Annotated in this window: 23 protein-coding genes; 7 read left to right on the top strand and 16 right to left on the bottom strand. The window is 62.6% G+C overall.

Features of this window, described 5'->3' with window-relative positions; all coding sequences use genetic code 11:
- Positions 1–4: 4 nt before the first annotated feature.
- From KI237_RS14530 to pssA, 9 genes are all read right to left on the bottom strand, one after another.
- On the bottom strand, positions 5–1,195 hold the full coding sequence (locus KI237_RS14530) for an acetyl-CoA C-acyltransferase (protein ID WP_212800405.1): 1,191 nt from the start codon (positions 1,193–1,195) through the stop codon (positions 5–7).
- Between the two features lie 12 nt (positions 1,196–1,207).
- Positions 1,208–1,969 (bottom strand): SDR family NAD(P)-dependent oxidoreductase, encoded by a 762-nt coding sequence (locus KI237_RS14525; RefSeq protein ID WP_212800404.1) that lies wholly within the window; start codon positions 1,967–1,969, stop codon positions 1,208–1,210.
- Between the two features lie 16 nt (positions 1,970–1,985).
- Complete coding sequence (locus KI237_RS14520; RefSeq protein ID WP_212800403.1) at positions 1,986–3,650, bottom strand: AMP-binding protein; 1,665 nt, start codon at positions 3,648–3,650, stop codon at positions 1,986–1,988.
- A 250-nt stretch (positions 3,651–3,900) separates the two neighbouring features.
- Positions 3,901–5,358 carry an ArnT family glycosyltransferase gene (locus KI237_RS14515; protein WP_249410753.1) on the bottom strand — a complete coding sequence of 486 codons (1,458 nt, stop codon included), beginning with the start codon at positions 5,356–5,358 and terminating at the stop codon, positions 3,901–3,903.
- 67 nt (positions 5,359–5,425) lie between these two features.
- Positions 5,426–5,719 carry a lipid-A-disaccharide synthase N-terminal domain-containing protein gene (locus KI237_RS14510; RefSeq protein WP_003202020.1) on the bottom strand — a complete coding sequence of 98 codons (294 nt, stop codon included), beginning with the start codon at positions 5,717–5,719 and terminating at the stop codon, positions 5,426–5,428.
- 1 nt (position 5,720) lies between these two features.
- On the bottom strand, positions 5,721–6,464 hold the full coding sequence (locus KI237_RS14505) for a glycosyltransferase family 2 protein (RefSeq protein WP_212800402.1): 744 nt from the start codon (positions 6,462–6,464) through the stop codon (positions 5,721–5,723).
- Between the two features lie 32 nt (positions 6,465–6,496).
- A complete protein-coding gene (locus tag KI237_RS14500; protein ID WP_212800401.1) occupies positions 6,497–7,468 on the bottom strand; it encodes an NAD-dependent epimerase in 972 nt (323 codons plus the stop codon).
- Between the two features lie 254 nt (positions 7,469–7,722).
- The gene (locus KI237_RS14495) at positions 7,723–8,739 is read right to left on the bottom strand and encodes an AraC family transcriptional regulator (protein WP_212800400.1); all 1,017 of its coding nucleotides are present in this window, start codon (positions 8,737–8,739) and stop codon (positions 7,723–7,725) included.
- 11 nt (positions 8,740–8,750) lie between these two features.
- Positions 8,751–10,094: a CDP-diacylglycerol--serine O-phosphatidyltransferase gene (gene pssA, locus KI237_RS14490; RefSeq protein WP_212800399.1), complete on the bottom strand. Its 1,344-nt coding sequence runs from the start codon at positions 10,092–10,094 to the stop codon at positions 8,751–8,753.
- A 120-nt stretch (positions 10,095–10,214) separates the two neighbouring features.
- Here pssA and KI237_RS14485 point away from each other — a divergent pair, with 120 nt between their 5' ends.
- The 3 genes from KI237_RS14485 to KI237_RS14475 all read left to right on the top strand — a co-directional run bounded on the left by KI237_RS14485 (position 10,215) and on the right by KI237_RS14475 (position 11,954).
- Positions 10,215–10,778, top strand: a complete 564-nt coding sequence (locus tag KI237_RS14485) for a TetR/AcrR family transcriptional regulator (protein ID WP_212800398.1) — start codon at positions 10,215–10,217, stop codon at positions 10,776–10,778.
- Positions 10,779–10,823: 45 nt separating this feature from the next.
- Complete coding sequence (locus KI237_RS14480) at positions 10,824–11,303, top strand: nuclear transport factor 2 family protein (protein ID WP_212800397.1); 480 nt, start codon at positions 10,824–10,826, stop codon at positions 11,301–11,303.
- A gap of 249 nt (positions 11,304–11,552) precedes the next feature.
- Positions 11,553–11,954 carry a hypothetical protein gene (locus tag KI237_RS14475; protein WP_212800396.1) on the top strand — a complete coding sequence of 134 codons (402 nt, stop codon included), beginning with the start codon at positions 11,553–11,555 and terminating at the stop codon, positions 11,952–11,954.
- 36 nt (positions 11,955–11,990) lie between these two features.
- Here the strand turns inward: KI237_RS14475 and KI237_RS14470 are convergent, their stop codons facing one another.
- The 4 genes from KI237_RS14470 to KI237_RS14455 all read right to left on the bottom strand — a co-directional run bounded on the left by KI237_RS14470 (position 11,991) and on the right by KI237_RS14455 (position 16,684).
- On the bottom strand, positions 11,991–14,414 hold the full coding sequence (locus KI237_RS14470) for a TonB-dependent receptor (protein ID WP_212800395.1): 2,424 nt from the start codon (positions 14,412–14,414) through the stop codon (positions 11,991–11,993).
- 67 nt (positions 14,415–14,481) lie between these two features.
- The gene (locus KI237_RS14465) at positions 14,482–15,426 is read right to left on the bottom strand and encodes a FecR domain-containing protein (RefSeq protein WP_212800394.1); all 945 of its coding nucleotides are present in this window, start codon (positions 15,424–15,426) and stop codon (positions 14,482–14,484) included.
- On the bottom strand, positions 15,426–15,935 hold the full coding sequence (locus KI237_RS14460; protein WP_212800393.1) for a sigma-70 family RNA polymerase sigma factor: 510 nt from the start codon (positions 15,933–15,935) through the stop codon (positions 15,426–15,428). Before KI237_RS14460 ends, KI237_RS14465 begins: the two co-directional genes overlap by 1 nt.
- A 227-nt stretch (positions 15,936–16,162) precedes the next feature.
- Positions 16,163–16,684, bottom strand: coding sequence for an SgcJ/EcaC family oxidoreductase (locus KI237_RS14455; protein ID WP_212800392.1), 522 nt, complete (start codon positions 16,682–16,684; stop codon positions 16,163–16,165).
- A 173-nt stretch (positions 16,685–16,857) separates the two neighbouring features.
- On the opposite strand from KI237_RS14455, the gene KI237_RS14450 reads away from it, so the two are divergent.
- From KI237_RS14450 to KI237_RS14435, 4 genes are read left to right on the top strand one after another with little or no spacing between them, the layout of a single operon-like run.
- Entirely contained in the window at positions 16,858–18,042 is a 1,185-nt protein-coding gene (locus tag KI237_RS14450) for a sensor histidine kinase (protein WP_212800391.1), read from the top strand.
- On the top strand, positions 18,039–18,707 hold the full coding sequence (locus KI237_RS14445) for a response regulator (RefSeq protein ID WP_212800390.1): 669 nt from the start codon (positions 18,039–18,041) through the stop codon (positions 18,705–18,707). The genes KI237_RS14450 and KI237_RS14445 overlap by 4 nt, the downstream gene beginning before the upstream one ends.
- Positions 18,704–21,016 (top strand): ATP-binding protein, encoded by a 2,313-nt coding sequence (locus KI237_RS14440; RefSeq protein WP_212800389.1) that lies wholly within the window; start codon positions 18,704–18,706, stop codon positions 21,014–21,016. Before KI237_RS14445 ends, KI237_RS14440 begins: the two co-directional genes overlap by 4 nt.
- Positions 21,013–21,480: a response regulator gene (locus tag KI237_RS14435; protein ID WP_212800388.1), complete on the top strand. Its 468-nt coding sequence runs from the start codon at positions 21,013–21,015 to the stop codon at positions 21,478–21,480. The genes KI237_RS14440 and KI237_RS14435 overlap by 4 nt, the downstream gene beginning before the upstream one ends.
- A 16-nt stretch (positions 21,481–21,496) precedes the next feature.
- On the opposite strand, the gene KI237_RS14430 is transcribed toward KI237_RS14435, so the two are convergent.
- The 3 genes from KI237_RS14430 to nirB form a co-directional block, all read right to left on the bottom strand.
- The gene (locus KI237_RS14430) at positions 21,497–21,937 is read right to left on the bottom strand and encodes a CBS domain-containing protein (protein WP_212800387.1); all 441 of its coding nucleotides are present in this window, start codon (positions 21,935–21,937) and stop codon (positions 21,497–21,499) included.
- A 190-nt stretch (positions 21,938–22,127) separates the two neighbouring features.
- Positions 22,128–22,514 (bottom strand): nitrite reductase small subunit NirD, encoded by a 387-nt coding sequence (gene nirD, locus KI237_RS14425; protein ID WP_212800386.1) that lies wholly within the window; start codon positions 22,512–22,514, stop codon positions 22,128–22,130.
- Entirely contained in the window at positions 22,514–25,075 is a 2,562-nt protein-coding gene (gene nirB / locus KI237_RS14420; RefSeq protein ID WP_212800385.1) for a nitrite reductase large subunit NirB, read from the bottom strand. Before nirB ends, nirD begins: the two co-directional genes overlap by 1 nt.
- Positions 25,076–25,579 lie beyond the last annotated feature (504 nt).

Below are 25,579 nucleotides of genomic sequence, written 5' to 3'. Positions count from 1 at the left end.
TTCCTTAATACAGGCATTCGACGGCCATGGCCGTGGCTTCGCCGCCGCCGATGCAAATCGCCGCAACGCCGCGCTTCAAGCCTTTCTGACGCAGGGCTGACAACAGGGTTACCAGAATCCGCGCGCCAGATGCGCCAATCGGGTGGCCCAGCGCACAGGCGCCACCGTGGACGTTGACCTTGTCATGGGCAATTTCCAACTTGCTCATGGTCACCAGGCCCACCACGGCAAAGGCTTCGTTGACTTCGAACAGGTCGACTTGATCCAGCGACCAACCGGTCTTTTGCATCAGCTTCTTCACGGCACCGATCGGTGCGGTGGGAAACAGGCTCGGAGTATCGGCAAACGCCGCGTGACCGTGGATCACCGCCAGGGGCTTAAGGCCCCGCTGGGCCGCCTGGCTCTGGCGCATCAGCACCAGTGCCGCAGCGCCATCGGAAATGGAACTGGCATTGGCTGCCGTCACCGTACCGCCCTCACGGAACGCCGGTTTGAGCGAGGCGATCTTGTCGATCCGGGCCTTGGGTGGCTGCTCGTCGTGGCGCACGGTCACTTGCTCCTTGCCGACCATGACCTGCAACGGCACGATCTCGGCATCGAAACTGCCGTCCTTGATCGCCTGCTGGGCGCGGGTGGTTGAGGCGATGGCGAAGGCGTCCTGAGCCTCGCGACTCAAGCCATTGGCTTCGGCGCAATCTTCGGCGAAGGTGCCCATCAGCCGACCTTTGTCGTAGGCGTCTTCCAGGCCGTCGAGGAACATGTGGTCAAGCACCCGGCCATGGCCCATCCGGTAACCGCTGCGGGCCCGATCGAGTAGGTACGGCGCGTTGGACATGCTCTCCATGCCGCCGGCCACCACCACTTCGGCGCTGCCGGCGATGAGCATGTCATGGGCCAGGATCGCCGCTTCCATGCCCGAACCGCACATCTTGTTGAGCGTGGTGCAGCGGGTCGACTTGTCGAGCCCGGCGCCCAGCGCGGCCTGACGCGCCGGTGCCTGGCCCAGGCCTGCGGCAAGCACGCAACCGAACAGCACTTCTTCAACCGCGTCGGGTGCGATGCCGGCACGCTCCACGGCGGCCTTGATGGCAGCGGCACCCAGCTGCGGGGCGCTGAGGCTTTTCAGTTCGCCCTGGAAACCGCCCATGGGCGTACGGACGGCGCTGACGATGACAATAGGATCGTTGGACATCATGAATCCTCCTGATTATTTGGCTGCCATGCGCAAGGCACCGTCGAGACGGATCACCTCACCGTTGAGCATGCTGTTTTCAATGATATGCCGGACCAGCGCCGCATACTCGGCGGGTTTGCCCAGGCGCGGCGGAAACGGCACGCCGGCCGCCAGGGAATCGCGCACTTCCTGGGTCATGCCGGCCATCATCGGGGTTTCGAAAATGCCTGGGGCAATGGTCATCACGCGGATGCCGAAGCGTGCCAGTTCACGGGCGGCCGGTAATGTCAGGCTGGCGATGGCGCCTTTGGATGCGGCGTAAGCCGCCTGGCCGATCTGTCCATCAAAGGCCGCCACCGACGCCGTATTGATGATCACCCCGCGCTCGCCATCGGCGTTGGCCTCGGTTTCGGCAATGGCCGCAGCCGCCAGGCGCAGCAGGTTGAAGCTGCCGATCAGGTTGACGTTGATCACCTGGCTGAAGCTTGCCAGGGCATGGGGACCGTTCTTGCCGAGGATCTTCTCGCCGCGCACGATGCCGGCGCAGTTCACCAGGCCATTCAGGCCGCCGAACGCATCCACCGTGGCCTTGACCGCCGCTTCAGCCGCCGCCTCGTTGCTGATATCCGCCACCACGCTCTGGCAGCCCAGTTTCTGCGCCTGGGCAGCCACGGCTTCGGCATTGAGGTCCACCAGCATCACTTTGGCGCCGGCCTTGACCAGCATCTCGCCGGTGGCCGCGCCGAGGCCGGAAGCACCGCCGCTGACGAGGAAAATCTTGTTGTCGATCTGCATCATGGTTTCCTTGGATTCAAGCTGAAGCGTTATGCGCCGCGGCCTCTTGAGCCTTGGCGATTTCCTGATTGCGCAAGATAAAGCGCTGCAACTTGCCGCTTGGGGTCTTGGGCAAGTCGCTGACAAATTCGATTTCACGAGGATAGGCATGGGCGGCCAGGCGTTTGCGCACGTGCTGGCGCAACTCCTCGGCCAATTCTGGCGCGGCGCGGTATTGGGCGTTGAGCACCACGAAAGCCTTCACCAACTCGGTGCGTTCCGGATCGGGCTTGCCGATGACTGCCGCTTCCACCACGGCCGGGTGTTCGATCAGCGCGCTTTCCACGTCGAACGGGCCGACCCGGTAGCCGGAGGTGGTAATCACGTCGTCGCTGCGGCCCACGAAGCTGATGCTGCCGTCCGGGTTAAGCTCCACGGTGTCGCCACTCAAGTAGTAGTCACCGACGAAGGCCTTGGTCGGCCCGCCCTCGTAACCGGCGAACCAGCACATCGGCGACTGGCGGCGATCGAGCGCGAGAATGCCCGGCTGGCCTACGCCCAGCTCGCGCTGGTTTTCATCCAACACCACGATCCGATGGCCCGGCGAAGCAAAACCGGCCGCACCCAGGTGCACCGGGTGTTCCAGCCCATGGTGGTTGCACAGCACCATGCCCAGTTCGGTCTGGCCGTAATGATCGTGGATCACCACGTTCAGGTTATCGGCGAACCAACGGATCACCTCCGGGTTCAACGGCTCACCGGCGCTGCTGACGATGCGCAGCTTGCCCTTGATCGACCGGGCGAACTGCTCGCCACCGGCAATCAACAGGCGATAGGCCGTGGGCGAGCCGGTCAGGTTGGTGATGCCGTATTTGTTGATGACCCGGCAGGTGCTTTCCAGCGTGAACGGGCCATCGTAGAAGGTAATCGGATGCCCCATCGCCAGCGGCCCGGTCACACCAAAATAGATGCCGTAGGCCCAGCCCGGGTCGGCGACGTTCCAGAAGGCGTCTTCAGGGCGCAGGTCTACCGCGTCACGGATGTAGCTCTGGAACGCAACGATGGCCTTGAGCGGTACCGACAGCGCCTTGGCAGGCCCCGTGGTGCCGGAGGTGAACATCAGCAGGAACGGGTCTTCGCCGGTGAGCATCAGCGGTTCGCATTGGTTGGAATGGTTCGCCACCTCGGCCCAGAAACTGTAGTCGCCACGCACGATGCCCTGACCCTTTTCGCCGCCAACCGTGACAATGGTGGGGCAACCGGCAACTTCGTTGAGCTTGGGACGGTTGACCGCATCGGTGACGACCACGCGCGCCCCCGAGCTGCCGAGGCGGTGTTCGATGGCCTTGGGCCCGAACGCGGTGAACAGTGGTTGATACACCGCCCCGATACGCCAGGTGGCAAGTACCACGATCAGCAGTTCAGCGGTGCGCGGCAGCAGGCCGGCCACTTTGTCGCCCTTGCCGACGCCTTGTGCGCGCAGGAAATTGGCCATGCGCGCGGCATTGTCCTGCAGGTCGCGATAAGTCCAGGTGGCTTCGCTGCCGTCACGGCCCTCCCAGAACAAGGCGATGCGCCCCGGCAACGCATGCCGGTCGCAACACTCGACACAGGCATTGAGTGCCTCGAGCGAGCCGTGCAGTGCGGCGTTGACAGTGTGCAGGTAATCGAACTGCGACGTGGCGGACGAATAATCGCGCATGACCAGCATCCCTCTGTGGTTTTTATTGGTTGGGGGAAGGCAAATACTCGCGCCGAAGGGCTGTGGCGGCAATGGTCAAAGCTTTCAAGTTGCTTGACTGGTTTGGCCATGGTTCAGGGGGGTAGTGTTCTTTAGGGCCTCATCGCGAGCAGGCTCGCTCCCACATGGGTTCTTGGGCGGTCAGAAGATCGAAGACCACCACAAATCCACTGTGGGAGCGAGCCTGCTCGCGATGACGGTGTTTCAGCCGCTACAAGGGCTGCTGCCAGGCAAACGAATACACCTTCTGCGGCGCCGGCGACTGGCAGCGCTGGTTGTCCGCATCTGCCCCCACCAGGAACCACTCGGCCCTTGAGGTATTGCCGACCCGGCGCGCTTTTTGCGGGTCGTAACAACGGGCCAGGTCCCGGGCGGGCACCAGGGCGAAGGCCTGCGGGTGGCTGCGCAGCCAGGTGGCGGATTGTTCCAGGGAGTCGCCGTTATAAAAGCCGAAATGCACGATGGGTTGCTGGGCGAACAGCCAATGCCCCTCACGCCATCCCACAAGCACCAGCTCGGCATTTGAAGTCAGTCGCGCGACATCGCGCATCAAGGTCTGGTGGGGGTTAATGCCTTCCCGGTGGGGCTCGATAAAACCGCGAACAAACCAGGCGCACAGCCAAAGCGCAACCAGCACATTGAAGACCGCCCGGCCCCTCGGCCGCGAACCAAACCAGCGGCGCAGCATCCACGGCACCAGTGGCGCCACCAGCAGAATCAACGCCGGTAACGCGGGAAAGATATACAGCTTGCGCTTACCGCTGCTCAGGCTGAAAAACAACAGCACCAAGACCACCCACCCCAGCAGCACCAGCACCCGACCGTCATGCTTGAGCAATTGTTTGCGCCAGGCCGGCACCAGCCAGGGGAGCATGAACACAAGCGGTAGCCAGTACTTGGGAATCACCTGGACGAAGAAATACCAGAATGGTTCGCGGTGTTCCCATGCGTTGGCATAACGCCCAGCGGTCTGCTTGAACAGGATTTCCTGGGCGTACGCCAGGCTGTCGGCACTGCCCTGCCAGACAATCAGCAACAGAGGCCCCAGCCATAATGCGATGGCGGCCAATGCTACGATCAGCCCCAGCCACCAGCGTCCTGCCTGGCCAGGCATGGCCACCACCCCTTTCCAACCTTTGCGTAGCGCATAGGCATAGGGAATCAGCAGCAGCACCGGCAGAAACCCCACGCCTTTGCTGATGACCCCCAACCCCATCGCCGCACAGGCCACGTAGTACCAGCGCCAAGCCGGGCCGAGCAACACATGCCGACACAAGCCATAGATCCCCAGGATGCTCCAGAGCGCAAGAAAACCATCGATCTGCCCGGTGCGCAGGATGCTGTAGGTCTGATAGGTGGCGAGAAACAACAGCGCAGCGGTCACCCCCACGCGTCGCCCCCACAAGCGCCGGCCCAGGTCATACAGGCACGCGGTGGTGACGGCACCTGCCAGTAGTGCGGGCAAGTACAAGGCAACTTTGGGCAGGTGGGTCAGTTGCACGAACAGCGCCACCGTCCACATGAACAGCGGTGGTTTGTCGGCGTAGATTTCACCGGCGCGATGGGGAATGAACCATGAGCCGTTCTGCAGCATCTCCAGGGCCACGCCGAGGAAACGCTCTTCATCGACGTTCATCGGCTGGCGCCAGCCAAGGCCCGCGCCCACCATGATCAAGGCCAATACCACAAACACAAGGAGTTCGAGCCGCGAGGAAGATAATCGTATCCGCACCGGCTCAGCCCTTCTTGGTCAGTTCGGGGTTTTCCTGCTCATGATGCTTGGCGATCAATTGCAAATTGCGCAAGTAAACGATAAAGCCGAAGGACTGGCCGACAATGAATACCGGGTCTTCGCGGTAAATGGCATAGGCCAGCAACAGCGCGCTACCGATGATGCTCAGGTACCAGAAGCCAACGGGAATCATGCTGCGCTTCTTGTATTCGCTGTACAGCCATTGCAGGGCAAAACGCCCGGTGAATGCCAATTGACCACCGAAGCCAACGGCCAACCACAACGATTCTCTGCCCATTTCAAACCTCGGTTTCTTGTGCGTTGACGTCCAGGCGGGTGCGTTTGATCAGCCACCACACCCCGAACAGATCGACAATGCCCACCAGCGCCCGGTCCAGGTTGCCGTAATTGGAAACGCCTGCCCCGCGCTCACGGTGGTTGACCGGTTGAACCAGCATCCGGCCGTTGTGACGGCGGATCAGCGCCGGGATAAAACGGTGCATGTGGTCGAAATACGGCAGGCGCAGGAACGCCTCGCGCTCGATCAGTTTGATGCCACAACCGGTGTCGGGCGTCTGGTCCTTGAGCAGGCTGGCGCGCAGTTTGTTGGCAAATCGCGAGGCCCAACGCTTGCTCGCCGTGTCCCGGCGATTGACGCGATGCCCCGCCACCAGCTTGACGCCTGCCGGTGTGCCTTCGGAGCCGCGCACCAGGTCGAGCATGTTCGGCAGGTCGGCCGGGTCGTTCTGACCGTCGCCGTCCAGGGTTGCCAGCCAATGCCCACGGGCCACCTCGGCGGCGTGGTAGATCGAGGTGCTCTGCCCCAGGGAACGGGCGTGGCTGAGCACCCGCAACTGGCGATAGCCGCTGGCTTGCAGTGTCCGCAGCTCAGCGGCGGTTGCGTCAGTGCTGCCATCGTCGACCACGATGACTTCAAAAGCTTCATCGACCAGTGCCGCACGCACTTCTTCCAGCAGTGGAATAAGGTTGCCTGCTTCGTTCTTTGCCGGAATCAGGACCGACACATAAGGGGTTTCGTGCATGACGCTCCAGTAAAAAGCTGAGGAATGGGGGGTTAAGCGCGGTAATAGTCGCGGTACCAATCGACAAACGACTGCACGCCGACGGGCACTGCGACCTGCGGGCGAAACCCCACGTGGTCCTCCAGCTCGCGCGTGTCCGCAAACGTGTCGACCACGTCACCCGGTTGCAACGGCAAGAAATGCTTTATCGCGGGGATGCCCAGAGCCTCCTCGAGGCACTCGACAAACTGCAGGAGCTTCACCGGCGCACCGAATCCGATGTTGTAGACCTTGTTGCACACGCCCGACTCATGGGCAGGCGGCAGCGGCAATAAGCGCACCAGGCCTTCGACGATGTCGTCGATATAGGTGAAGTCCCGCGACATCGCGCCATTGTTGTAGAGGTCAATGGGGCGACCGTTGAGGATGGCGTCGGTGAACTTGAACAGCGCCATGTCGGGCCGTCCCCAAGGTCCATAGACGGTAAAAAAACGCAGGCCGGTGGTGGGAATACCGTAGAGATGCGAGTAAGCGTGGGCCATCAGCTCATTGGCGCGCTTGGTCGCCGCATAGAAAGACACCGGCTGATCGACCGAGTCGGTCGTGGCATACGGCAGGCGGTCGTTCAAGCCATACACCGAGCTGCTCGAGGCGAAAATCAGGTGCGCCGGTCGATGGGCACGGCAGGCTTCCAACACATTGAGGAACCCCACCAAGTTGCTTTGCGCATACAGGTCGGGATTGTCGATGGAGTAGCGAACACCGGCTTGGGCCGCCAGGTGAACGACTTGCTCGAATGAGTTTTGCGCAAACACATCCAACAGCGCCTGTTTGTCGGCCACATCCAGCCGCTGGAAGCGGAAGTTGCGACATTCGGCCAGCAGCGCCAGCCGGGCTTGTTTCAGCTCGACGCTGTAATAGCTGTTGAGATTGTCGACGCCAATGACCTGATGGCCTTCGCTGCACAGTCGCCTGGCGGTATGAAACCCGATGAACCCTGCGACGCCGGTGACCAGTACTCTCATACGCGGTCCAAAACGGTCACTTGCATACATTTCCCTGATGGATGGGCCGGCTTTTCGGCACCTGCACAGGCTTGTATCAAAAACAAATGACAGTTTTATGAGCGTGCCAGTGTGCCCAGTGGAAATCCCTGTGGGAGCGAGCTTGCTCGCGATGAGGGGCTGGCAGTCAATGAACAGGCGGCTGAACCGCTGCTATTGCGAGCTCGCTCCCACAGGGGGGTGGGTAGGCACAGGATTGGAGACCGCCCGATGGATCAATCCGGGTCGTTGAGGATCAGGCTGCGGTAGTGCCCCGGGTTGGACCCGGACCATTTGCGAAACGCCTTGTAGAAGGAGCTGGCATCGGCGAAGCCCAGGCGCGAGGCGATTTCGACGAAACTGATGGAGGGCTCGGCCAGCCAGGTGATCGCCAGATCCTTGCGCACGCTGTCCTTGAGGCCTTGGTAAGTCTGGCCCTCCTCCGCCAGGCGGCGGCGCAAGGTGGACGCGGAGACGCACAACTGCTGGGCCAGGGCCTCGGTTTCCGGCCACTGTTCGGCAGGCAACTGCCGCAGGTCGTGCCTGATCCGGCTGGCCAGGCTTTGCGGGTCGCGGTATTTGACCAGAATGTTGGCCGGTGCCTGGGCCAGGAAGCGCTTGAGCTCATCCGCGTTGCGCCTGATCGGCAGGTCGAGGCATTCGGCCGCGAAAATCATTCGGGTGCGCGGTCGGTCAAAGCGCAGATTCTGGGAAAACATCACCCGATAGTCGTCGCAGAAATCCGGCGCCGGGCAACGCAGTTCGACGGAGAGAATGGGAATGCGCCGCCCGGCCAGCCAGCAGGCCACGCCATGGACGATCATCCAGTAGGTGAAATAGGTGAAGGCCCGACGCGGTTCCTGATCGTCTTCCAGCAGTACGATTTCCGCCAGGCTTTGCTGGCGCACCCACTGGGCCGGCAGGTGTTCGAGCATCAGCGACAGAAACCCCAGCCCCGCCGTCAAACCGCTCGCCAACGTGGGCTGGGCCATGGCGCACTGGCAGAGAAACGCCAGGCTGCCGGACTTGAGCTTGCGCGGGTCCATGCCAAAAAACTCGTCATCCAGGCGCCGGGCCAGTAAACGCCAGAGCCGCGCATAGGCATGGGCCGGGACCCGTGCCTGGGCGTCGTCGAGCAACGCAGGGTCTATGCCGACCTTGCTCAGGACCTCAGCGGTAGCCGCGCCAGGGGCGCAGCTTTGCAGCAGCGCCTCACGCACCAACTGGATGGAGATGGTGTCTTTTTTCGACATGGCGCGGGTGTTCACAGGATCCGGTAAAGCAGCCGTTCTATCCTCACCCGGCTGACCCGCTTCAGGAACCTGGCCACAGCGTCGGGGTAATCCGGCAGGGTTTCCAGGTCCAGGTAACGTTCGATCCGGCGGGTGTGGCGGTAGATCTGTTCAAGCTCGGCCTGGCGCGGCGCGAGTAACTCGCCCTTGGGGTCGTCCAGCAACAACGCGTTTTCCAGGTCCAGGCGAAAGGCCCGTGGGTTGAGGTTGTTGCCGGTCAGCAAGGTGTAGCGCTCGTCGATCCACATGCCCTTGAGGTGATAGGTGTTGTCCCCGTCACGCCACAGGTGCAGGTTCAATTGGCCGCTGTCGATAGCGCGCTGATGGCGTTTGGCGAAGCGCCGCAAGCTGATTTCGTAGAGGTATGGCAACGCCGCGATGATCTTGAACGGCTCGCTTGGCGGAATGTAGAAGTCGTTGGCCGTCTTGTCGCCGACGATGATGTCGATCTTGACCCCACGGGCCAGGGCGCGATTGAGCTCCCGGGTCACCGCCAGGGGCAGGTTGAAATACGGGGTGCAAATGGTCAATTGCTGGCGGCTGCTGGCGATCAGCTCACCGATCACCCGGCTCAGCGGATTGTTCTTGCCCACGCCCAGCAACGGGCTTACCGACAGGCCGCTCTTGTCGAGGCTGCCGGCGCTGGTGTCATACGTCGCGTACTTGAGGCGACTGCGCAGGTCGCCGATGTCCTTGCGCAAGCTGCGGGTGCTGGGCAGGTTCGGCAGGTCCAGGCGGTGCACGGCCCTGGAGGTGACCAAGCCGTGCTGCACCAGGTGATGCATCGAATCGGCCAGCGCCGTGTTCTGCAGCAGGTGATAACGGTCGTAGCGGTATTTGTCGAACTTGTGCAGGTAGACGTTATTCAGGCTGGCGCCGCTGTAGAGCACACAGTCGTCAATCACGAAGCCTTTCAAGTGCAGCACGCCGAACAGCTCGCGGGTTTGCACCGGCACACCGTAGATCGGCACTTCACTGGCATGGGTACGGGTCTGTTCCTGGTACCACGCCGAGTTGCCCGGCTGCTTCTTGGCGCCGATCAGACCGCGCTGGGCTCGCAGCCAGTCGACCACCACGACCACATCCAGTTCCGGACGCGCGGCCTTGGCGGCATGCAGGGCATCGAGGATTTCCTGGCCGGCCTCGTCCTGTTGCAGGTACAGCGCGACGATGTAGATGCGCTGGGTGGCCTGGGCGATTTTCTCCAGCAGGCAACGGCGGAATTGGGCAGCGCCATCGAGGATGGTCACCGCGTCGGCGGTCAGTGCAAAGCTGCGCAGCTTGGGCAGCAGGGAGCGTTTGAAAAGCGACGGCATAGGGCTCGCAAAAGGTCGATTCCGAAGAACGGATGAGCTTACACCATGGAGGGGGTTGGGTCTTCCTGTCCTCAAGAAAAAAGACTTGACCAAGAAGAACGATCATTCTACTTTCGCCTCATGAACGAAGTCACTGGGAATGAAACACGCGACATCATCCTCGATGTCGCCGAAAAGTTGATCTATAGAAGTGGCATCGCCGCCACCGGCATGGACCTTCTGGTGAAAACCGCCGGCGTCTCGAGGAAAAGTGTCTATCGCTACTTCGCCAACAAGGACGACCTGATCGTGGCCGCCCTCAGGCGGCGGGACGAACGCTGGATGCACTGGTTCAGCACTGAGGTGGACAAGGCGCCGACCCCGACTGCACGGCTGCTCAACCTGTTCACCGTGCTCAAGGGCTGGTTCGACAGCGAAGGTTTCCGCGGCTGTGCGTTCATCAACACCAGTGGCGAAACCGGCGATCCACAGGATCCGGTGCGCCAGGTGGCGAAGATGCACAAACAGAAGTTGCTCGACTACGTAACCCGGCTGTGCGTCGAACAAGGTGTCCAGAACCCGGACGCACTGGCCCGCCAACTCCTGATTCTGATTGACGGCGCTATTACCGTGGCGCTGGTCATGGGCGACCACAGCGCAGCTGACGACGCCCGGGACATGCTTGAAAAACTGCTGCACGCCTGACCTGTTGAACCCTTGTGCAATGCGTTAATTCACTGGAGATCCGCCATGTCTGCTGCTTCCGAAGTTCGTCCGCCGTTGCCGCCGTTCACCCGTGAATCGGCGATCGAGAAAGTTCGCCTGGCCGAAGACGGCTGGAACGCTCGTGACCCACAAAAAGTATCCCTGGCCTACACGCTGGACACTCAATGGCGTAACCGCGCCGAATTCGCCCATAACCGCGAGCAAGCCAAGGCGTTCCTGACTCGTAAATGGGCCAAGGAACTGGATTATCGACTGATCAAGGAACTGTGGGCCTTCACCGATAACCGCATCGCCGTGCGCTACGCCTACGAATGGCACGACGACTCGGGCAACTGGTTCCGTTCCTACGGTAACGAAAACTGGGAGTTCGATGAGCAAGGCCTGATGTACAACCGCTACGCCTGCATCAATGACATGCCGATCAAGGAAAGCGAGCGCAAGTTCCGCTGGCCCCTGGGCCGCCGGCCGGATGATCATCCAGGGTTGTCTGAGTTGGGGCTGTAACTCCCTCGGCTACCCACCGCTTTATTGTGGGAGCGAGCTTGCTCGCGATAGCAGTGGGTCAACTTGCATCCCTGCTGGATTTGCCGCCGTCATCGCGAGCAAGTTCGCCCACAGTAAAGCGGTGGGGCACACAGCAGCGCCAGACAAGTGGCCCCTCCAACAGGCTTGACCCACCTGCCGCCAGGCATCACATTGCCTGGGCCGGCGATAAGCTCGCTGTTTCGGTGTGCAGCAGATTTTGTGGAGCCCATGACCGCGTCGATTCCGATTCGTCCCCCCTGCCCGCCTGGCGTCTGTGATTGTGGCCGTGATGCGCTGCTGCAAGCACCGGGCAGTGACCTGCGCATTCTTTGCCTGAATCGCCAGGAAGAAAAACGCCTGCTCGAGCGTCTGGAGAACATCCAGAGCCTCGACGAACTCCAGCGCCTGCAGCAACGCCTATACGAGAACCTGGGGATCCGCCTGAGCGTGGAACCCGGTTACAACGAAGTGCGGACCATGCGCGGCATCGCCATCGAATTCCAGGACCAACCCGGCCTGTGCCGCAAGATTCGCCAGTCGATTCCCGCCGCCATCCGCCGTGGCCTGGAAAAACACCCCGAAATTGCCTGGCGGCTGTTGGATGCCCACGATCTGTTTCGCGACATCTGAACCCAGGCCGCTCCTTCCCTGGAGCGACACCTGGGCCTAGAAATCCACCGTAGCGGAAAGCAGGTAAGTGCGCGGGGTCGACAGCGTCAAGCCAGGCTCACTGTCATCCGACGCGCCGGCCGAACTCCAGTAGCGCTTGTCTGCCACGTTTTCGATGTTGGCCCGCAGGGTGATGTGTTTTTCGTCGACCTTGAATGCGTAGCGGGCGCCCACGTCGAAACGCTCCCAGGCATCGATTTCCTTGGTGTTGGACGGGTCCAGGTACTGCGAGCTGGAGTAGATGCCACGGCTGGTCAGGGTCAAGCCCTGTACGGTCGGCACATCCCACTCGGCGCCGAGGTTGACGTTGTACTTGGGCGTGGCCGGTGCGCGGTTGCCGTCGAAGGTGCCGTTGGTGGTATGGGTCAGCTCGCTGTCGATGTACATCACGCCGCCGAGCAGACGGGTTCCCTTCAGCGGTTCGCCAAATACACTCAACTCCACGCCGGTGTTTTCTCGCTTGCCGTTCGGGCCGAAGACACGCGTCGTCGCGTCGGTCGCATAGGCCGGCTGCTTGATCCGGAACAGCGCGGCGGTGACGGCGAACGGACCGGCATCATACTTGGCGCCCACCTCGACCTGGCGGCTGATGAACGGCGGGAAAATCTCATCCTCATTCACCGATGTCGACGGCGCGATCTTGCCCTGACTCAGGCCCTCCATGTAGTTGGCATACAACGATAGCCTGTCGGTCGCCTTGAACAGGATACCGCCCGACGGCGAAACCTTTTCCTCATCGTAGGCAGTGTCGCCCTTGACGTTGTTCGTCCAGTCGTCAACCTTCACCCGCTGCCATCGGGCACCGAGGGTCAGCAGCAAGCGATCGTCGAACAGCCCCAGGGTGTCGGACAACGCCACGCCACTGAAGCGGTTCTCGGTGTAGACCTTGTCGTCCTGTCGCGTCGGGTTGCTCGGCGTCGGGGTCTGCACCGGGTCATACAGGTTGCTGCGACCGTTGGCGTAACGGGCGCCGCCATTTTCGAAGTCCATGTAGAAATAGCTGGCAGCCAGGTTGACCTCATGGCTCACCGGGCCGGTATGGAACCAGTTGCGCACCCCGGCCGTGGCCGTACGGACATTTTCGTCGCGGGTAAAGTCTCGGGGCTGGACGGTGAAGTCACCCGCGTCGTTGGTGACCGAAACGTTGTGCCGAAGGAAGTCGTGCTCGCTTTTGCGCGCGCCCACACCGCCGTACAGCATGACGGCATCGCTGACATCGAATTCAGCGTTCACCGTGCCGAAGGTGTCCTTGGTGCGTGCCTTGCTCCAGGACTGGGCGTAGTTGTCGCGCACATCACTGGCGTGTGGCACTTGCGCATTGGCACCGACCTGCACGCGTTCCTGGGGCGCATCGGTGTTACGCTCGGTGCGGCCAATGTCCGTCGAGAGCCGCAGGCGCTCACCGCGAAAATCCAGGCCCAGCACCGCCATCTCGCGGTCCACGCTCTGGTGATCCCATTCGGTGTCGCCCGCCTGCTTCACGCCATTGAAACGAATACCGAACTTGTCATCCTCACCAAAGCGCCGGCCGACATCCACGGCACCGCCAAGCTGGTCGTTGGAGGCATAGCTGCCGGTGAACGAGGTGATGGGTTCGTCGGTGGCACGCTTGGGCACCACATTGATCCCGCCTCCCACGCTGCCTCGTGGCGAAACACCGTTGATGAGCTGGCTCGGGCCCTTGAGGATATCGACGCGTTCGGCCATCTCCATGTCGATCGTGTAGGTCGGCAAGATGCCGTAGAGACCGTTGTACGCAACATCACTGTTGAACAGGCTGAAACCGCGAATGGTGAACTGCTCATAGCGCCCGCCCGCCGGGTTGGTGGCGCGGACCGAGGGGTCGCTGGCGATCAGGTCGCCCAAGGTGCGCGCTTGCTGGTTCTTGACCGCCGCGCTGGTGTAAGTGGTCATGCTGAACGGCGTTTCCATGAAATCCCGCGAGCCCAGCAAGCCTTGCGAACCACTGCGAGCAACCTGGCCACCGGCATACGTCGGGCTGTCCGTCGACGCCGTGGCGCCAAGAATCGAGGTGGGTGCCAGTTGCAGGCTGCCACCTTGCGGTGCTGGCGTCAGGATATAGGCTTGCTCACCCACCGTTTGCAATTGCAGGCCCGAGCCCGACAACAGCTGGGCAAACCCCTCTTCCACTCCAAACTCACCCGAAAGGCCGGCGCTGTCGCGACCACTCACCAGGGCCGGATCCACCGACAGGTTGACTCCCGCCAGCCCGGCAAACCGGGTCAACGCCGCGCCGAGGCTGCCGGCCGGAACCTGATAGCTGCGCCGATCGGCTTCTTCGGCCAGGCTCGATGAGATAAAGAACGGGCTGGCGCTCAAGCTCAGCATGAGGCTCAGGTTCAACAGCGGACGCCAGCCGGCAAGGGCCGGGCGCAAACGCAAAAGTGCAACTGCGGACATTGGAAAGCGCTCTCGTTTTTGTTCAGTTGCCTTGAATGACAAGCGAGACAAAAAAAGGGGACAGGCCTCAGGCCATATTTTTGCGAAGCGTCAACGTGACCCAGTAGCGGGTGCGCATGTGCACGTCCAGCGGCAGGCTGGCGGCAAGCAGCGTGAGGATTCGGTCGGTGTTGTCCAGGCGGAAGCTGCCGGTGATTCGCAGGGTTTCCAGGGTTTCGTCCCAACGCAACAGGCCGGGGCGATAGCGGCTCAGTTCCCGCAGGAAATGCCCCAGGGGCTGGTCCTGCGCAACCAATACGCCGTCGCGCCAACCCAACTGCGCCACGTCGAACGCCCCCACTGGCCCCGCGCCTGAAGCCTGGACGTTGACCTGCTGGCCCGCTTCCAACCTGAGCGATGGCCCGCGCAGCGGTTGCAGTTGCGCCGAGCCGCTGACCACCGACACCCGGCAATCGCCCTCGCCCAGGTGCAGGCAGACCTCGCCACGAGTGATGGTGACGAGCCCATAGGGTGACTGAACGGACAGCGGTGTGCTCCCGGCGAGCTTGAGGGCCATCTCGCCGCGTACCAGCACCAGCCGCCTCGCCTTGAGGTCCAGGTCGACGGCGCTGTCGGTGTTCAATTGCAGCGCACTGCCATCAACCAGCGACCAGCGCCGTTGCTCGCCCGTGGCGGTGTGCAAATCAGCACGCCAGGCCTCCAACGGCAGCTCTCGCCCCAGCAACCAAGCGGTCGGGACCAGTGCAGCGACGCCCAATGCGCGCTTGAGCACCTCGCGCCTGGCCAGCGTCGGACGGTCCAGGGTTGCCATGCCCAGGGACGCGGGCACCCCGGCAAACCGCTGGCGCAATCGCTGGGCCTTCTGCCAGGCCGCCTCGTGATGAGCGCTGCTGTCGCGCCAGCGTTGCAGGGCCGCCGAGTCAAACGCATCGGCGTCGAACTCCATCAGGGTCAACCAACGAGCCGCCGCCCGCGCCGCTTCACGGGCTTCGGGTGAAGGGGCCGAGCGCATCAGAAGTCCGCCAACAGGCAATGCTCATAGGCCAGGGCCATGTAGCGTTTTACGGTGCGTTCGGACACTTGCAAGCGTTCGGCGATCTCGCGATAACCCAGGCCTTCAAGTTGGCTCCAGAGAAAAGCCCGCCGCACCAGGGGCGGCAGGCCATCGAGCAATTCGTCCAAGGCTTGCAAGGTTTCCAGCAGCAGCCAACGTTGTTCTGGCGACGGTGCGCAGGCTTCAGGCAGGCTGACCAGGGCGTCGAGATACGCCTGCTCCAGATTGCGCCGGGTGTAAAAATTGCTCAGCAGACGTTTGCCAACGGTCAGCAGATAAGCTCGGGGTTCTTGCAGGTCAGCCAATGTCTGGGTACTGGAAAGCACCCGCAGGAAGGTATCCTGGCGCAGGTCCGCCGCATCCCAGGCATTGCCCATGCGCCGTCGCAACCAGCCTTCCAGCCAGCTACCGTGGTCACGGTACAACGCATGGAAGGAATGCTCCGTCGGCGTCACTGCATCACACATGTCCAGAGCCTGCGCAAGGTCTTAAATGAGACTGATTCTAATTAATGTTCGCGCGTTAATCCAAGCTCTTTTATGCAAATGTGTCTAAACCTTGGGATGGATTGATGGAGGGCCCTGTGGGAGCGAGCTTGCTCGCGATGGCGGTATGTCAGAAACATGGATGCTGACTGATACTGCGCTATCGCGAGCGAACTCCCACACAGGCAGGTCTTTTGCGAGCAGTGTTATCAGTGGCTGGCGTGCAAGGTCTTCGCCACCTCAGGCATGGCCGATGAGTGATGGTTGATGATCTTCCACTGGCCATCGAGGCGCTCATAGAGGAAGGTGTAGCGCGCCTGCACTTCGCGCTTGGAACCGTCGACCTGGGTGAGTGTGAAGGTATAGACACCACTGTCCATTGCCGCATCGGGGCCCAGATGGCGGATCTCCCGGTAGTTGATTTGCCCGACCGGTTTGCCGGCCAGGAAATGCTCGAAGTAATCCTGGATCTGCGCCGGCGTGTTGCGCACCTTGTTGGAAACAGTCGGTTGCAAAATCGCATCCGGCGCATAGAGGCCGGTCACGGCGGTGGCGCTACCGGTTTGCAGTGCGGCGTTCCAGCGGTCGAACAGCGCGGCGATCTCACGATCATTCACATTCTTGGGTTGCTCGGCCACCGTGCGATACACGTAAGGCGTAGCCTCAAGCGCCTGGACAAGCGGCGCGGCCAGCAGGAATAAAGCAGCAATGGCGCAGGTTTTCATTTTCATCAAAGTGTTCCTTTGAGTTTCAATGGGTCCACTTTGCCGGCCTTCCCTGCCTTCGCCATCGGCCAACCGGTGCCAATCGCCTATGCCGTTTGGCAGATAGGCCCGGTGCTGTCGACACGTTCTAATGACGTCACCGCGAACCGGACCGGTCCTTTTCCACGCTGGAGTTCCCCATGCAAAGCCCACCCCATGACCCCGGCAGTGCCCTGGCCATCCGCAGCCAATATCGCCAGTCGCAAAGTCGTGCCGCACGCCTGGGCCTGCTGCTGGGCACCGGCCATGAACTGACACAGTTGCCCCTATCGACCATGCGCCAGCGTGCGTTGCAACGGGCGTGCGCGTTCATGGCCATGGACCATGGCCTCCTGCTGGAGTGGGCGCCGGACCACCCGTTGCGCACCCTCGCCAACCATGGCAGCGCGGAACGACTCGAGTGGCTCGCCAACCTGGCCCAGCCACAAACGCCCGGCCCACAATGGCTGGAATCGCCTGGCAGTGCCCTGCCCCAGGTCTTGCGGGTGCCGTTGCGTGCCTCCGACGGCGTAGCGTTCGGGGCGTTGTTGCTGGGCAACAGCGTGGCTCTCGGCGTGCCGGACAACGAAGACATCGAATCCCTGCAATTGCTGGCAACGCTGTTGGCGGCGCACCTGGAAAACACCCGTCTGCTCGAAGCACTCCAGGCCCGCGAGCGGACCATGTCCGAGTTGGTCCACCGTTTGTTCAGCGCCCAGGAAGACGAACGCAAGCGCATGGCCTACGACCTGCACGACGGCCTGGCACAGAACCTTGCCGGTTTGCATCAGCGCTTGCAGGGCTTTGCCGGTCGCTGTCCGTCGCTACCGCCCGCACTGGCGAACGAGTTGCAAGGCATCCTCGACCTGGCCCAAGGCTGCGTCGGCGAAGGCCGGCAACTGATCAGCGGCCTGCGCCCCCACGTGCTGGATGATTTCGGCCTGTACAAAGCCGTCGACAAGGAGGCCGATCGCCTGCGCGACGCGAGCCTGACGGTGACCTGGGTCGAACACAGCACCGCGCGTTTGCCGGGCAACACGGAAATCGCCCTGTTTCGCATTGCCCAGGAAGGCATCAACAATATTCTCAAGCACGCCCAGGCCAGTCACGTGCGCTTGGGGTTGGCGGTGGACGATGGCCACGCCTGCCTGCGAGTGGAGGACGATGGCCGTGGCTTTGCCCTGGAGCAGCCTATCGAGACCAACGGCAGCTGCCATCTGGGGCTGGCCGCCATGCAGGAACGCGCGCACTTGCTGGACGGTCACCTGAGCTGTTGCAGCCAGCCCGGTGGCGGCACCCGACTGCTGGCCAGCGTGCCGCTACCGGCCCACGGAGAACACCCATGAACCGACCTTTGCGCCTGCTGCTGGCCGATGACCACGAGGTCACCCGCACCGGATTTATCAGCATGCTCGCCGGCAACCCGGGATTCGAGGTCGTTGGCCAGGCCCGCGATGGCCAGGAAGCCCTCGACCTGTGCGAGCGGCTACAGCCAGACATCGCGATTCTCGACATCCGCATGCCGGTCCTTAACGGTTTGGGCGCCGCGCGGATCCTGCAGCAGCGCCAGCCAGCAATCAAAGTCGTGATCTTCACCATGGATGACAGCCCCGACCACCTCGAAGCCGCCATCGGTGCGGGCGCGGTCGGCTATCTGCTCAAGGACGCCAGCCGCGATGAAGTGCTCGATGCCCTCAAACGGGTCGCCCAGGGCGAAGAGGCGTTGAACAGTTCGGTCAGCGCGCGCCTGCTGCGCCGCATGGCCGAGCGCGGTGCCAATGGTGCCACTCAAGTCCAGGCCCTGACCGCCCGGGAACGCCAGGTCCTGGGGCTGGTGGCCGGCGGTTTCAGCAACCGTGAAATCGGCGAAAAGCTGGGCATCGCGCCCGGCACGGCCAAGGCCCACGTCGAGCGTGTCATCGGCAAACTGGGCGCCGCCGACCGCACCCAGGCCGCCGTGCGCGGCGTTGCCCTGGGCCTGGTGGCGCAACCTACCGGGCAATGGCCATGAGGTTTCTCGCCGCCCGCCGCTGGGCCGACCTGCCCTTGCGGGGCAAGGCCCTGGTGGTGATTTCCCTGCCCCTGGTGGTCCTGCTGCTGTCGCTGGTGCTGATCTATATCACCGAACGCCAGACCGCACGGGCCGAAGAGGACGTGCGCCGGGTGCTGCTGGTCCAGGGTGATATCCAGACAGTCCATACCCTGTTGGCCGAGGCCGCGGCCAGCGTGCGCGGTTACCTGCTCACCCGGCGCGAAGACTTCCTGCCCAGCTACGAGCAGGCTACGCCGCTGATCCATGCCGCGTTGCAGCGCCTGGACCACAACATTCGCGACGCCAGGATGCGCGAGCACCTCAAGACCATCACCCCGCTGATCGCCGACAAACTCGACGGTCTGCTCGCTTTGCGCAACGGCAAGCTGGACGACCCCGAGACCATCACCGCGATCCTGATCGAAAACAAACAGGTGCTGGACGTGCTGCGCGAGCAGATCAGCGCCATGCGCATACGCGAGGACGCCCTGCTCGCCGACCGCAGCGCCGCCGCCTCGGCCACGCGCATGCGCCTGTTGTTCGCCACCTTGCTGGCGGCGGTATGCGGCCTGCTGGGGGCCATTGTCGCGGTGCTGTTCCTGTCCAAGGGCATAGTCGCCCGGGTCCAGCAGGTGCAAGGTAACGCCCAGCGCCTGGCGTTGGGCCAACCCTTGTTGCCGCAACCGCCGGAGCAGGATGAAATCGGCCAGCTCGGCACGCGCCTGGTGGAGGCCGGACAGTTGCTCGCCGAGCGCGAGCGGGCCCTGCGCGACAACGAGGAACGCTTGCGGCTGATCATTGATGGCGTGAAGGACTACGGGATCTTCGCCCTCGATGCCCAAGGCTATGTCACCACCTGGAACGCCGGCGCCGAACGGATCAAGGGTTACACCGAGCAGGAAATCCTCGGCCGGCATTTTTCCCTGTTCTACTTGGCCGAGGAATGCCCGGCGCACCCGGACATGGCCCTGCGCGAAGCCACCCGCGACGGTCATTACATGGAAGAAGGCTGGCGTTGCCGCAAGGACGGCAGCCGCTTCTGGGCCAGCGTGGTCATCACGGCCCAATACGATGGCACCGGCGCCCTGCGGGGGTTTTCCAAGATCACCCGCGACATCACCGACCGACGCGCTGCCGAGATCGCCCTGCGCACCGCCCGCGAAGAGGCCGAAAGCGCCAGCCGGGCCAAGAGCGAGTTTCTCTCGCGCATGAGCCACGAGCTGCGCACGCCATTGAACGCCATTCTCGGTTTCGCTCAATTGCTGGACATGGATTCCACGGCCGGCCAACGCCCCCAGGTCAGCCATATCCTGCGCGCCGGCCAGCACTTGCTGGCATTGATCAACGAGGTGCTGGACATTGCCCGGATCGAGGCCGGGCGCTTGCCGCTGAACATCGAACCGATCGCCCTGTCGACGGTGCTGCACGAAGCCTTGACCCTGGTTTCACCGATGGCCGCCGACGCCGGGATCCACTTGGCCGAGCTGCCAGCGCTGCCCGACGACAGCGGCGTGCTCGCGGACCGCCAGCGCCTGGTGCAGGTGCTGCTCAACCTGCTGTCCAACGCCATCAAGTACAACCGTCCCGGCGGTGAGGTGCGCATCGAAGTCAGCGTCCAGGCCCAACAGGTGAGCGTCGCCGTCAACGACACCGGTCATGGCATTGCCCCGGAACAATTGGACCAACTGTTCAAGCCCTTCGAACGCCTGGGCGCCGATCCCCAGGTCGAAGGCACTGGCCTGGGGTTGTCCTTGAGCAAGAGCCTGCTGGAAATGATGCAAGGCAACCTGCAGGTCCACAGTGAGCCCGGACACGGCTGCTGTTTCACCTTGCAACTGCCCGGCACCCAGGTGGTTGGCGCGCATTTGCCACCCATTGCCGCCCTGGCGGTGACGCGGTCGCCCGTGGACTATCATGGCAAAGTCCTGTGCATCGAAGACAACCTGTCGAGCCTGGCGCTGATCGAAACCTTGATGCAACGCCGTCCTGGCATCCAGTTATTGTCAAGCATGCAAGGCCAGATGGGCCTGGACCTCGCTCGCCAGCACACCCCGCAACTGATCCTGCTGGACGTCAGCCTGCCCGACCTCGAAGGCCTGGAGGTCTTGCGGCGCCTGCGCCAGTCCCCGGCCACCGCCGCCACGCCGGTGCTGATGATCACCGCCGATGCCAGCGACCTGACCCACCGGGCCCTGCGTGAGGCCGGAGCCACGGCGATCCTGACCAAACCTATTCATATCCAGGCCTTCCTGGGCCACCTCGAGCACTATCTACCGGAGCCCGCATGAATCGCGACTTGCGCATTCTGATCGTCGACGATCAGCGCCCCAACCTGGACCTGATGGAACAACTGCTGGCCCGCGAAGGGTTGCACAACGTGCTGAGCAGCACCGAACCGTTGCGCACGCTCGATCTGTTCAACAGCTTCGAGCCGGACCTGGTTATCCTCGACCTGCACATGCCGGCGTTCGACGGCTTTGCCGTGCTGGAGCAACTCAACCGGCGCATTCCGGCCAATGATTACCTGCCGATCCTGGTGCTGACTGCCGACGCGACCCGAGACACGCGCCTGCGGGCCCTGGCCCTCGGCGCCCGGGATTTCATCAGCAAACCCCTGGACGCGCTGGAAACCATGCTGCGCATCTGGAACCTGCTGGAAACCCGTGCGCTCTATAAGGCGTTGCGCGAGTTGATCCCGTCCCAGCAGATCGAACTGTTGCGCCAGCACCGTCCCGTCTCCGGCCCGGTTTGACCTGGGGAGCGCTCCGTCAATGCCCGCGGATGTAGTGTTCCAACTGCCGGATCAAGTCCGCCTGCTCGACAATCGCCTCTTTCACCAGGTCACCAATGGACAGCAGGCCGATCAACTGCCCGTTATCCAGCACTGGCAGGTGCCGCAAGTGGCTGTCGGTCATGACTTCCATGCAGCGGTCGATGCTCTGCTGGCTGTCGGCGGTGACCACCGGAGTGCTCATGATGGTGCGCACTGACGTACCCACCGATGAACGCCCCTTGAGCACCATCTTGCGCGCGTAGTCCCGTTCGCTGAACACCCCCACCACCTGGCCGTCCTCGATCACCGGCAGCGCGCCGACATTTTTTTCGGCCATGATCTGCAGCGCTTCGAGCACCGTCTGCTCCGGTGCGATGCTGTGGACTTGCTGGTTCTGCACACTCTTGAGTCTCACCAGTTGAGCAGCGGTTTTCATTGTTCATCCCCACATTCAGCTAAGGCATGTTTGACCCAATGCCTGTCAGTTAAGGCGTTATCCTGTGGGAGCGAGCTTGCTCGCGATAGCGGTGTATCAGTCAATGCTGATGCTGCTGACCCAACGCCATCGCGAGCAAGCTCGCTCCCACAGGTCTTCATGCGGTTTTCAAGTCACCCGATGGCTCCGATCAGTCTTCGCCAATTTCCACCACATCGCCATTGAGCCGCACCGGCCATACCCGCAGGCTTTGTTCCGGGTATTCCAGGCAGTGGCCGTCTTCCAGGCGGAAATGCTGCTTGTACATCGGCGAGGCAATCACCAGCTCACCCTTGATACTGCCCAACAAACCGCGGCCGATGACGTTCGCGCCAGACTTGGGGTCGCGATTGTCGATGGCGTACAGCGGCTTGTCCGGATGCTCGGGCAGGTACAGCAACGCCACTTGGCTGCCGTCGTGCCAGGCGACCACGCCAGAGTTGGGCACCAGGTCTTCGCGGCTGCACAGGGCCCGCCATTGCAAGGGTTCTTGGGCGACATCGCGCACAGGAATACGAACGACGTTTGACAGGCTCATCAGAGCACCTCCTCGGTAACGGGAATCAGGTGGAGTTCGTGGGCGTGAACCGGCCGGCGCTGGCCGCGCTCCCGGACGAAATGAACATCCGGATCGCCGCGCCCGTCGTTGACGAAGGTGCGGAAACGCTTGAGTTTGTCCGGATCCTTGAGGGCGTTGGCCCATTCGCATTCGTAACGGTCGACCACCAGTTGCATCTGCGCTTCGAGCTCGGCGCCCAACCCCAGGCTATCGTTGATGATCACGTCCTTGAGGTATTCCAGGCCGCCCTCCAGGCTTTCGCGCCAGACCGAGGTGCGTTGCAACTTGTCGGCGGTGCGGATGTAGAACATCAGGAAACGGTCGATGTAGCGGATCAACGTGGCGTCATCCAGGTCCGTGGCGAACAGCTCGGCGTGACGCGGGCGCATGCCGCCGTTGCCGGCCACGTAGAGGTTCCAGCCCTTCTCGGTCGCGATCACGCCGACGTCCTTGCTCTGGGCCTCGGCGCACTCGCGGGTGCAACCGGACACCGCGAACTTGAGCTTGTGCGGCGAGCGCAGGCCTTTGTAGCGATCCTCGATGGTCAGGGCCATCTGCACGCTGTCCTGCACGCCGTAGCGGCACCAGGTGCTGCCCACGCAGGATTTCACCGTGCGCGTGGATTTGCCGTAGGCATGCCCGGTTTCGAAACCGGCTTCGATCAGCTCGGCCCAGATGTCCGGCAACTGGTGCAACTGGGCGCCGAACAGGTCGATGCGCTGGCCGCCAGTGATCTTGGTGTAGAGGTCGTATTTCTTGGCGACCACACCGATGGCGATCAGCTTGTCGGCGGTGATTTCCCCACCTGCAATACGCGGTACCACCGAGTAGGTGCCGTTTTTCTGCATGTTCGCCATGAAGGTGTCGTTGGTGTCCTGCAATGGCACCAGGGACGGGTCCATGATCGGCTGGTTCCAGCACGACGCCAGGATTGAGCCCACCGCCGGCTTGCACAGGTCGCAGCCAGTGTGGCCGCGGCCGTGCTTGGCCAGCAGCTCGGCGAAACTGATGATGCCTTCCACCCGCACCAGCGCATACAACTCCTGGCGGGTGTAGGCGAAATGTTCGCACAGGCTCTTGTCGACGCTGACGCCACGGGCGGTCAACTCATGCTCGAACACTTGCTTGACCAGGGCCGCGCAACCGCCGCAACCGGTGCCGGCCTTGGTGTCGCATTTGAGCTGGCCAAGATCGGTGCAGCCGCCGTCGATGGCCGAGCAAATCGAGCCCTTGGTGACGTTGTGGCACGAGCAGAGGGTCGCGGTGTCGGGCAACGCCGCCGGCCCCAGGGTCGGGGCACCTTCGGACGAGGGCAGGATCAGGCTGGCAGCGTCCTTGGGCAAGGCGATGCCGTTCTGCATGTATTGCAGCAAGGTGTCGTAGTAGCTGTTATCACCCACCAGCACCGCGCCGATCACGCGCTTGCCGTCGGCGTCCACCACCAGTCGCCGGTAGCTGGCGCTGGTTTCGTCGATGAATTGGAAGCTGCGCGAACCCGGCGTGTTGCCATGGGCATCGCCGATGGAGCCAACGTCCACACCCAGCAACTTGAGCTTGGTGGACATGTCGGCGCCGGTGAAGGCTTGCGCGCTTTCACCGCACAGTCGGGCCGCGACATTGCGGGCCATTTGGTAGCCCGGGGCGACCAGGCCGAAAATGCTGCCGTTCCAGGCCGCGCATTCGCCAATGGCGTAGATGTCGGGGTCGCTGCTCTGGCAATGATCGTCGATCACCACGCCACCGCGCGGGCCGATCTGCAGGTCGCTTTGGCGAGCCAAGGCATCCTGGGCACGGATGCCGGCGGAAAACACGATGAGGTCGGTTTCCAGGAAATCGTCGTCGCCGAAGTTCATCCGATAACGGTACTGCTCACCGGCGCTGATGGACTGGGTGCCCTTGGACAGGTGCACGCCGACCCCCAGCTTCTCGATACGGGCCTTGAGGGCCAAGCCGCCCTGTGGGTCCAGTTGCACCGGCATCAGTCGAGGGGCGAATTCCACCACGTGGGCCTCCAGGCCCAGGGTCTTGAGAGCGTTGGCCGCTTCCAGGCCGAGCAGGCCGCCACCGACCACCACGCCACGACGGGCGTTGCTGGCGGCAGCGCGGATCGCGTCCAAGTCCGCAAGGGTGCGATAGACCAGGCACGAATCGCCTTCAGCGCCTTCAATCGGTGGCACAAACGGGTAGGAACCGGTGGCGAGTACCAGTTTGTCGTAGTGAAGGCGCTCATGGGCGGTCACCACCTGATGCGCGTCACGGTCGATGTCCAGCACCGGCACACCCAGGTGCAAAGTGACGCCGGGGGTCTGGTACAACGAAGCTTCGCCAAGGGCCAAGGACTCGGCATCGCGGCCCGAGAAGTACTCGGACAGGTGCACACGATCGTAGGCACGCATCGGCTCTTCGCTGAACACATGCACACGGTAATGATTGAGGGCACCGCGCTCGATCAGTTGCTCGACGCAGTGATGGCCGACCATGCCATTGCCGATCACGATCAGCGTTTGCAGCTTGTTCAGAGAAGCAACGTTGGAATTCATAAAAAGCACCCGACAAAAGCCCATCACGATTTTGAAAGCAAAAAAAAGACGCCTGAAACCTTGCGGTTCCAGGCGTCTTTGCCTGTTCTGTGCGGTATCGGCCCGGCGACTGCGCCCTGACCTACTGTTGTCCCCCGACCTGCTGGCACTCGATCTTCGTTGACCGACGGGGCTGCCCACTCGACTGTGTTCGCGGCGGGCCTGAATAGCCTCTTGCAGCGAGCGTGCCAAACCTCATCCATCCCCGCTATTCACGGATGCGCATTTACTGCTAATCCCCTGTGGGGGCGGGCCTGCGCGCGAAGACGCCAGCTCAGCCACCGCAAGCTGACCGGCGCCTGCCACCGTTTCCCAAGCACCGACAACTGCCTTGCGATGGTGCGATCAGCCCGCTTGCGGCTTCATAAAAGTGCAGCCTTTAAAACCTGTCGGCAAGAATCCTGAACCACCGCCCACCCGGATTTTCACAGTGTTCACCGTAAATATTCCTGTGGGAGCGCAATG

The sequence above is a fragment of the Pseudomonas sp. St316 genome (assembly GCF_018325905.1).
Taxonomy (GTDB): Bacteria; Pseudomonadota; Gammaproteobacteria; order Pseudomonadales; family Pseudomonadaceae; genus Aquipseudomonas.
Note: the sequence above shows the minus strand (reverse complement) of the source record. Positions and strands in the feature narration are given on the sequence as shown.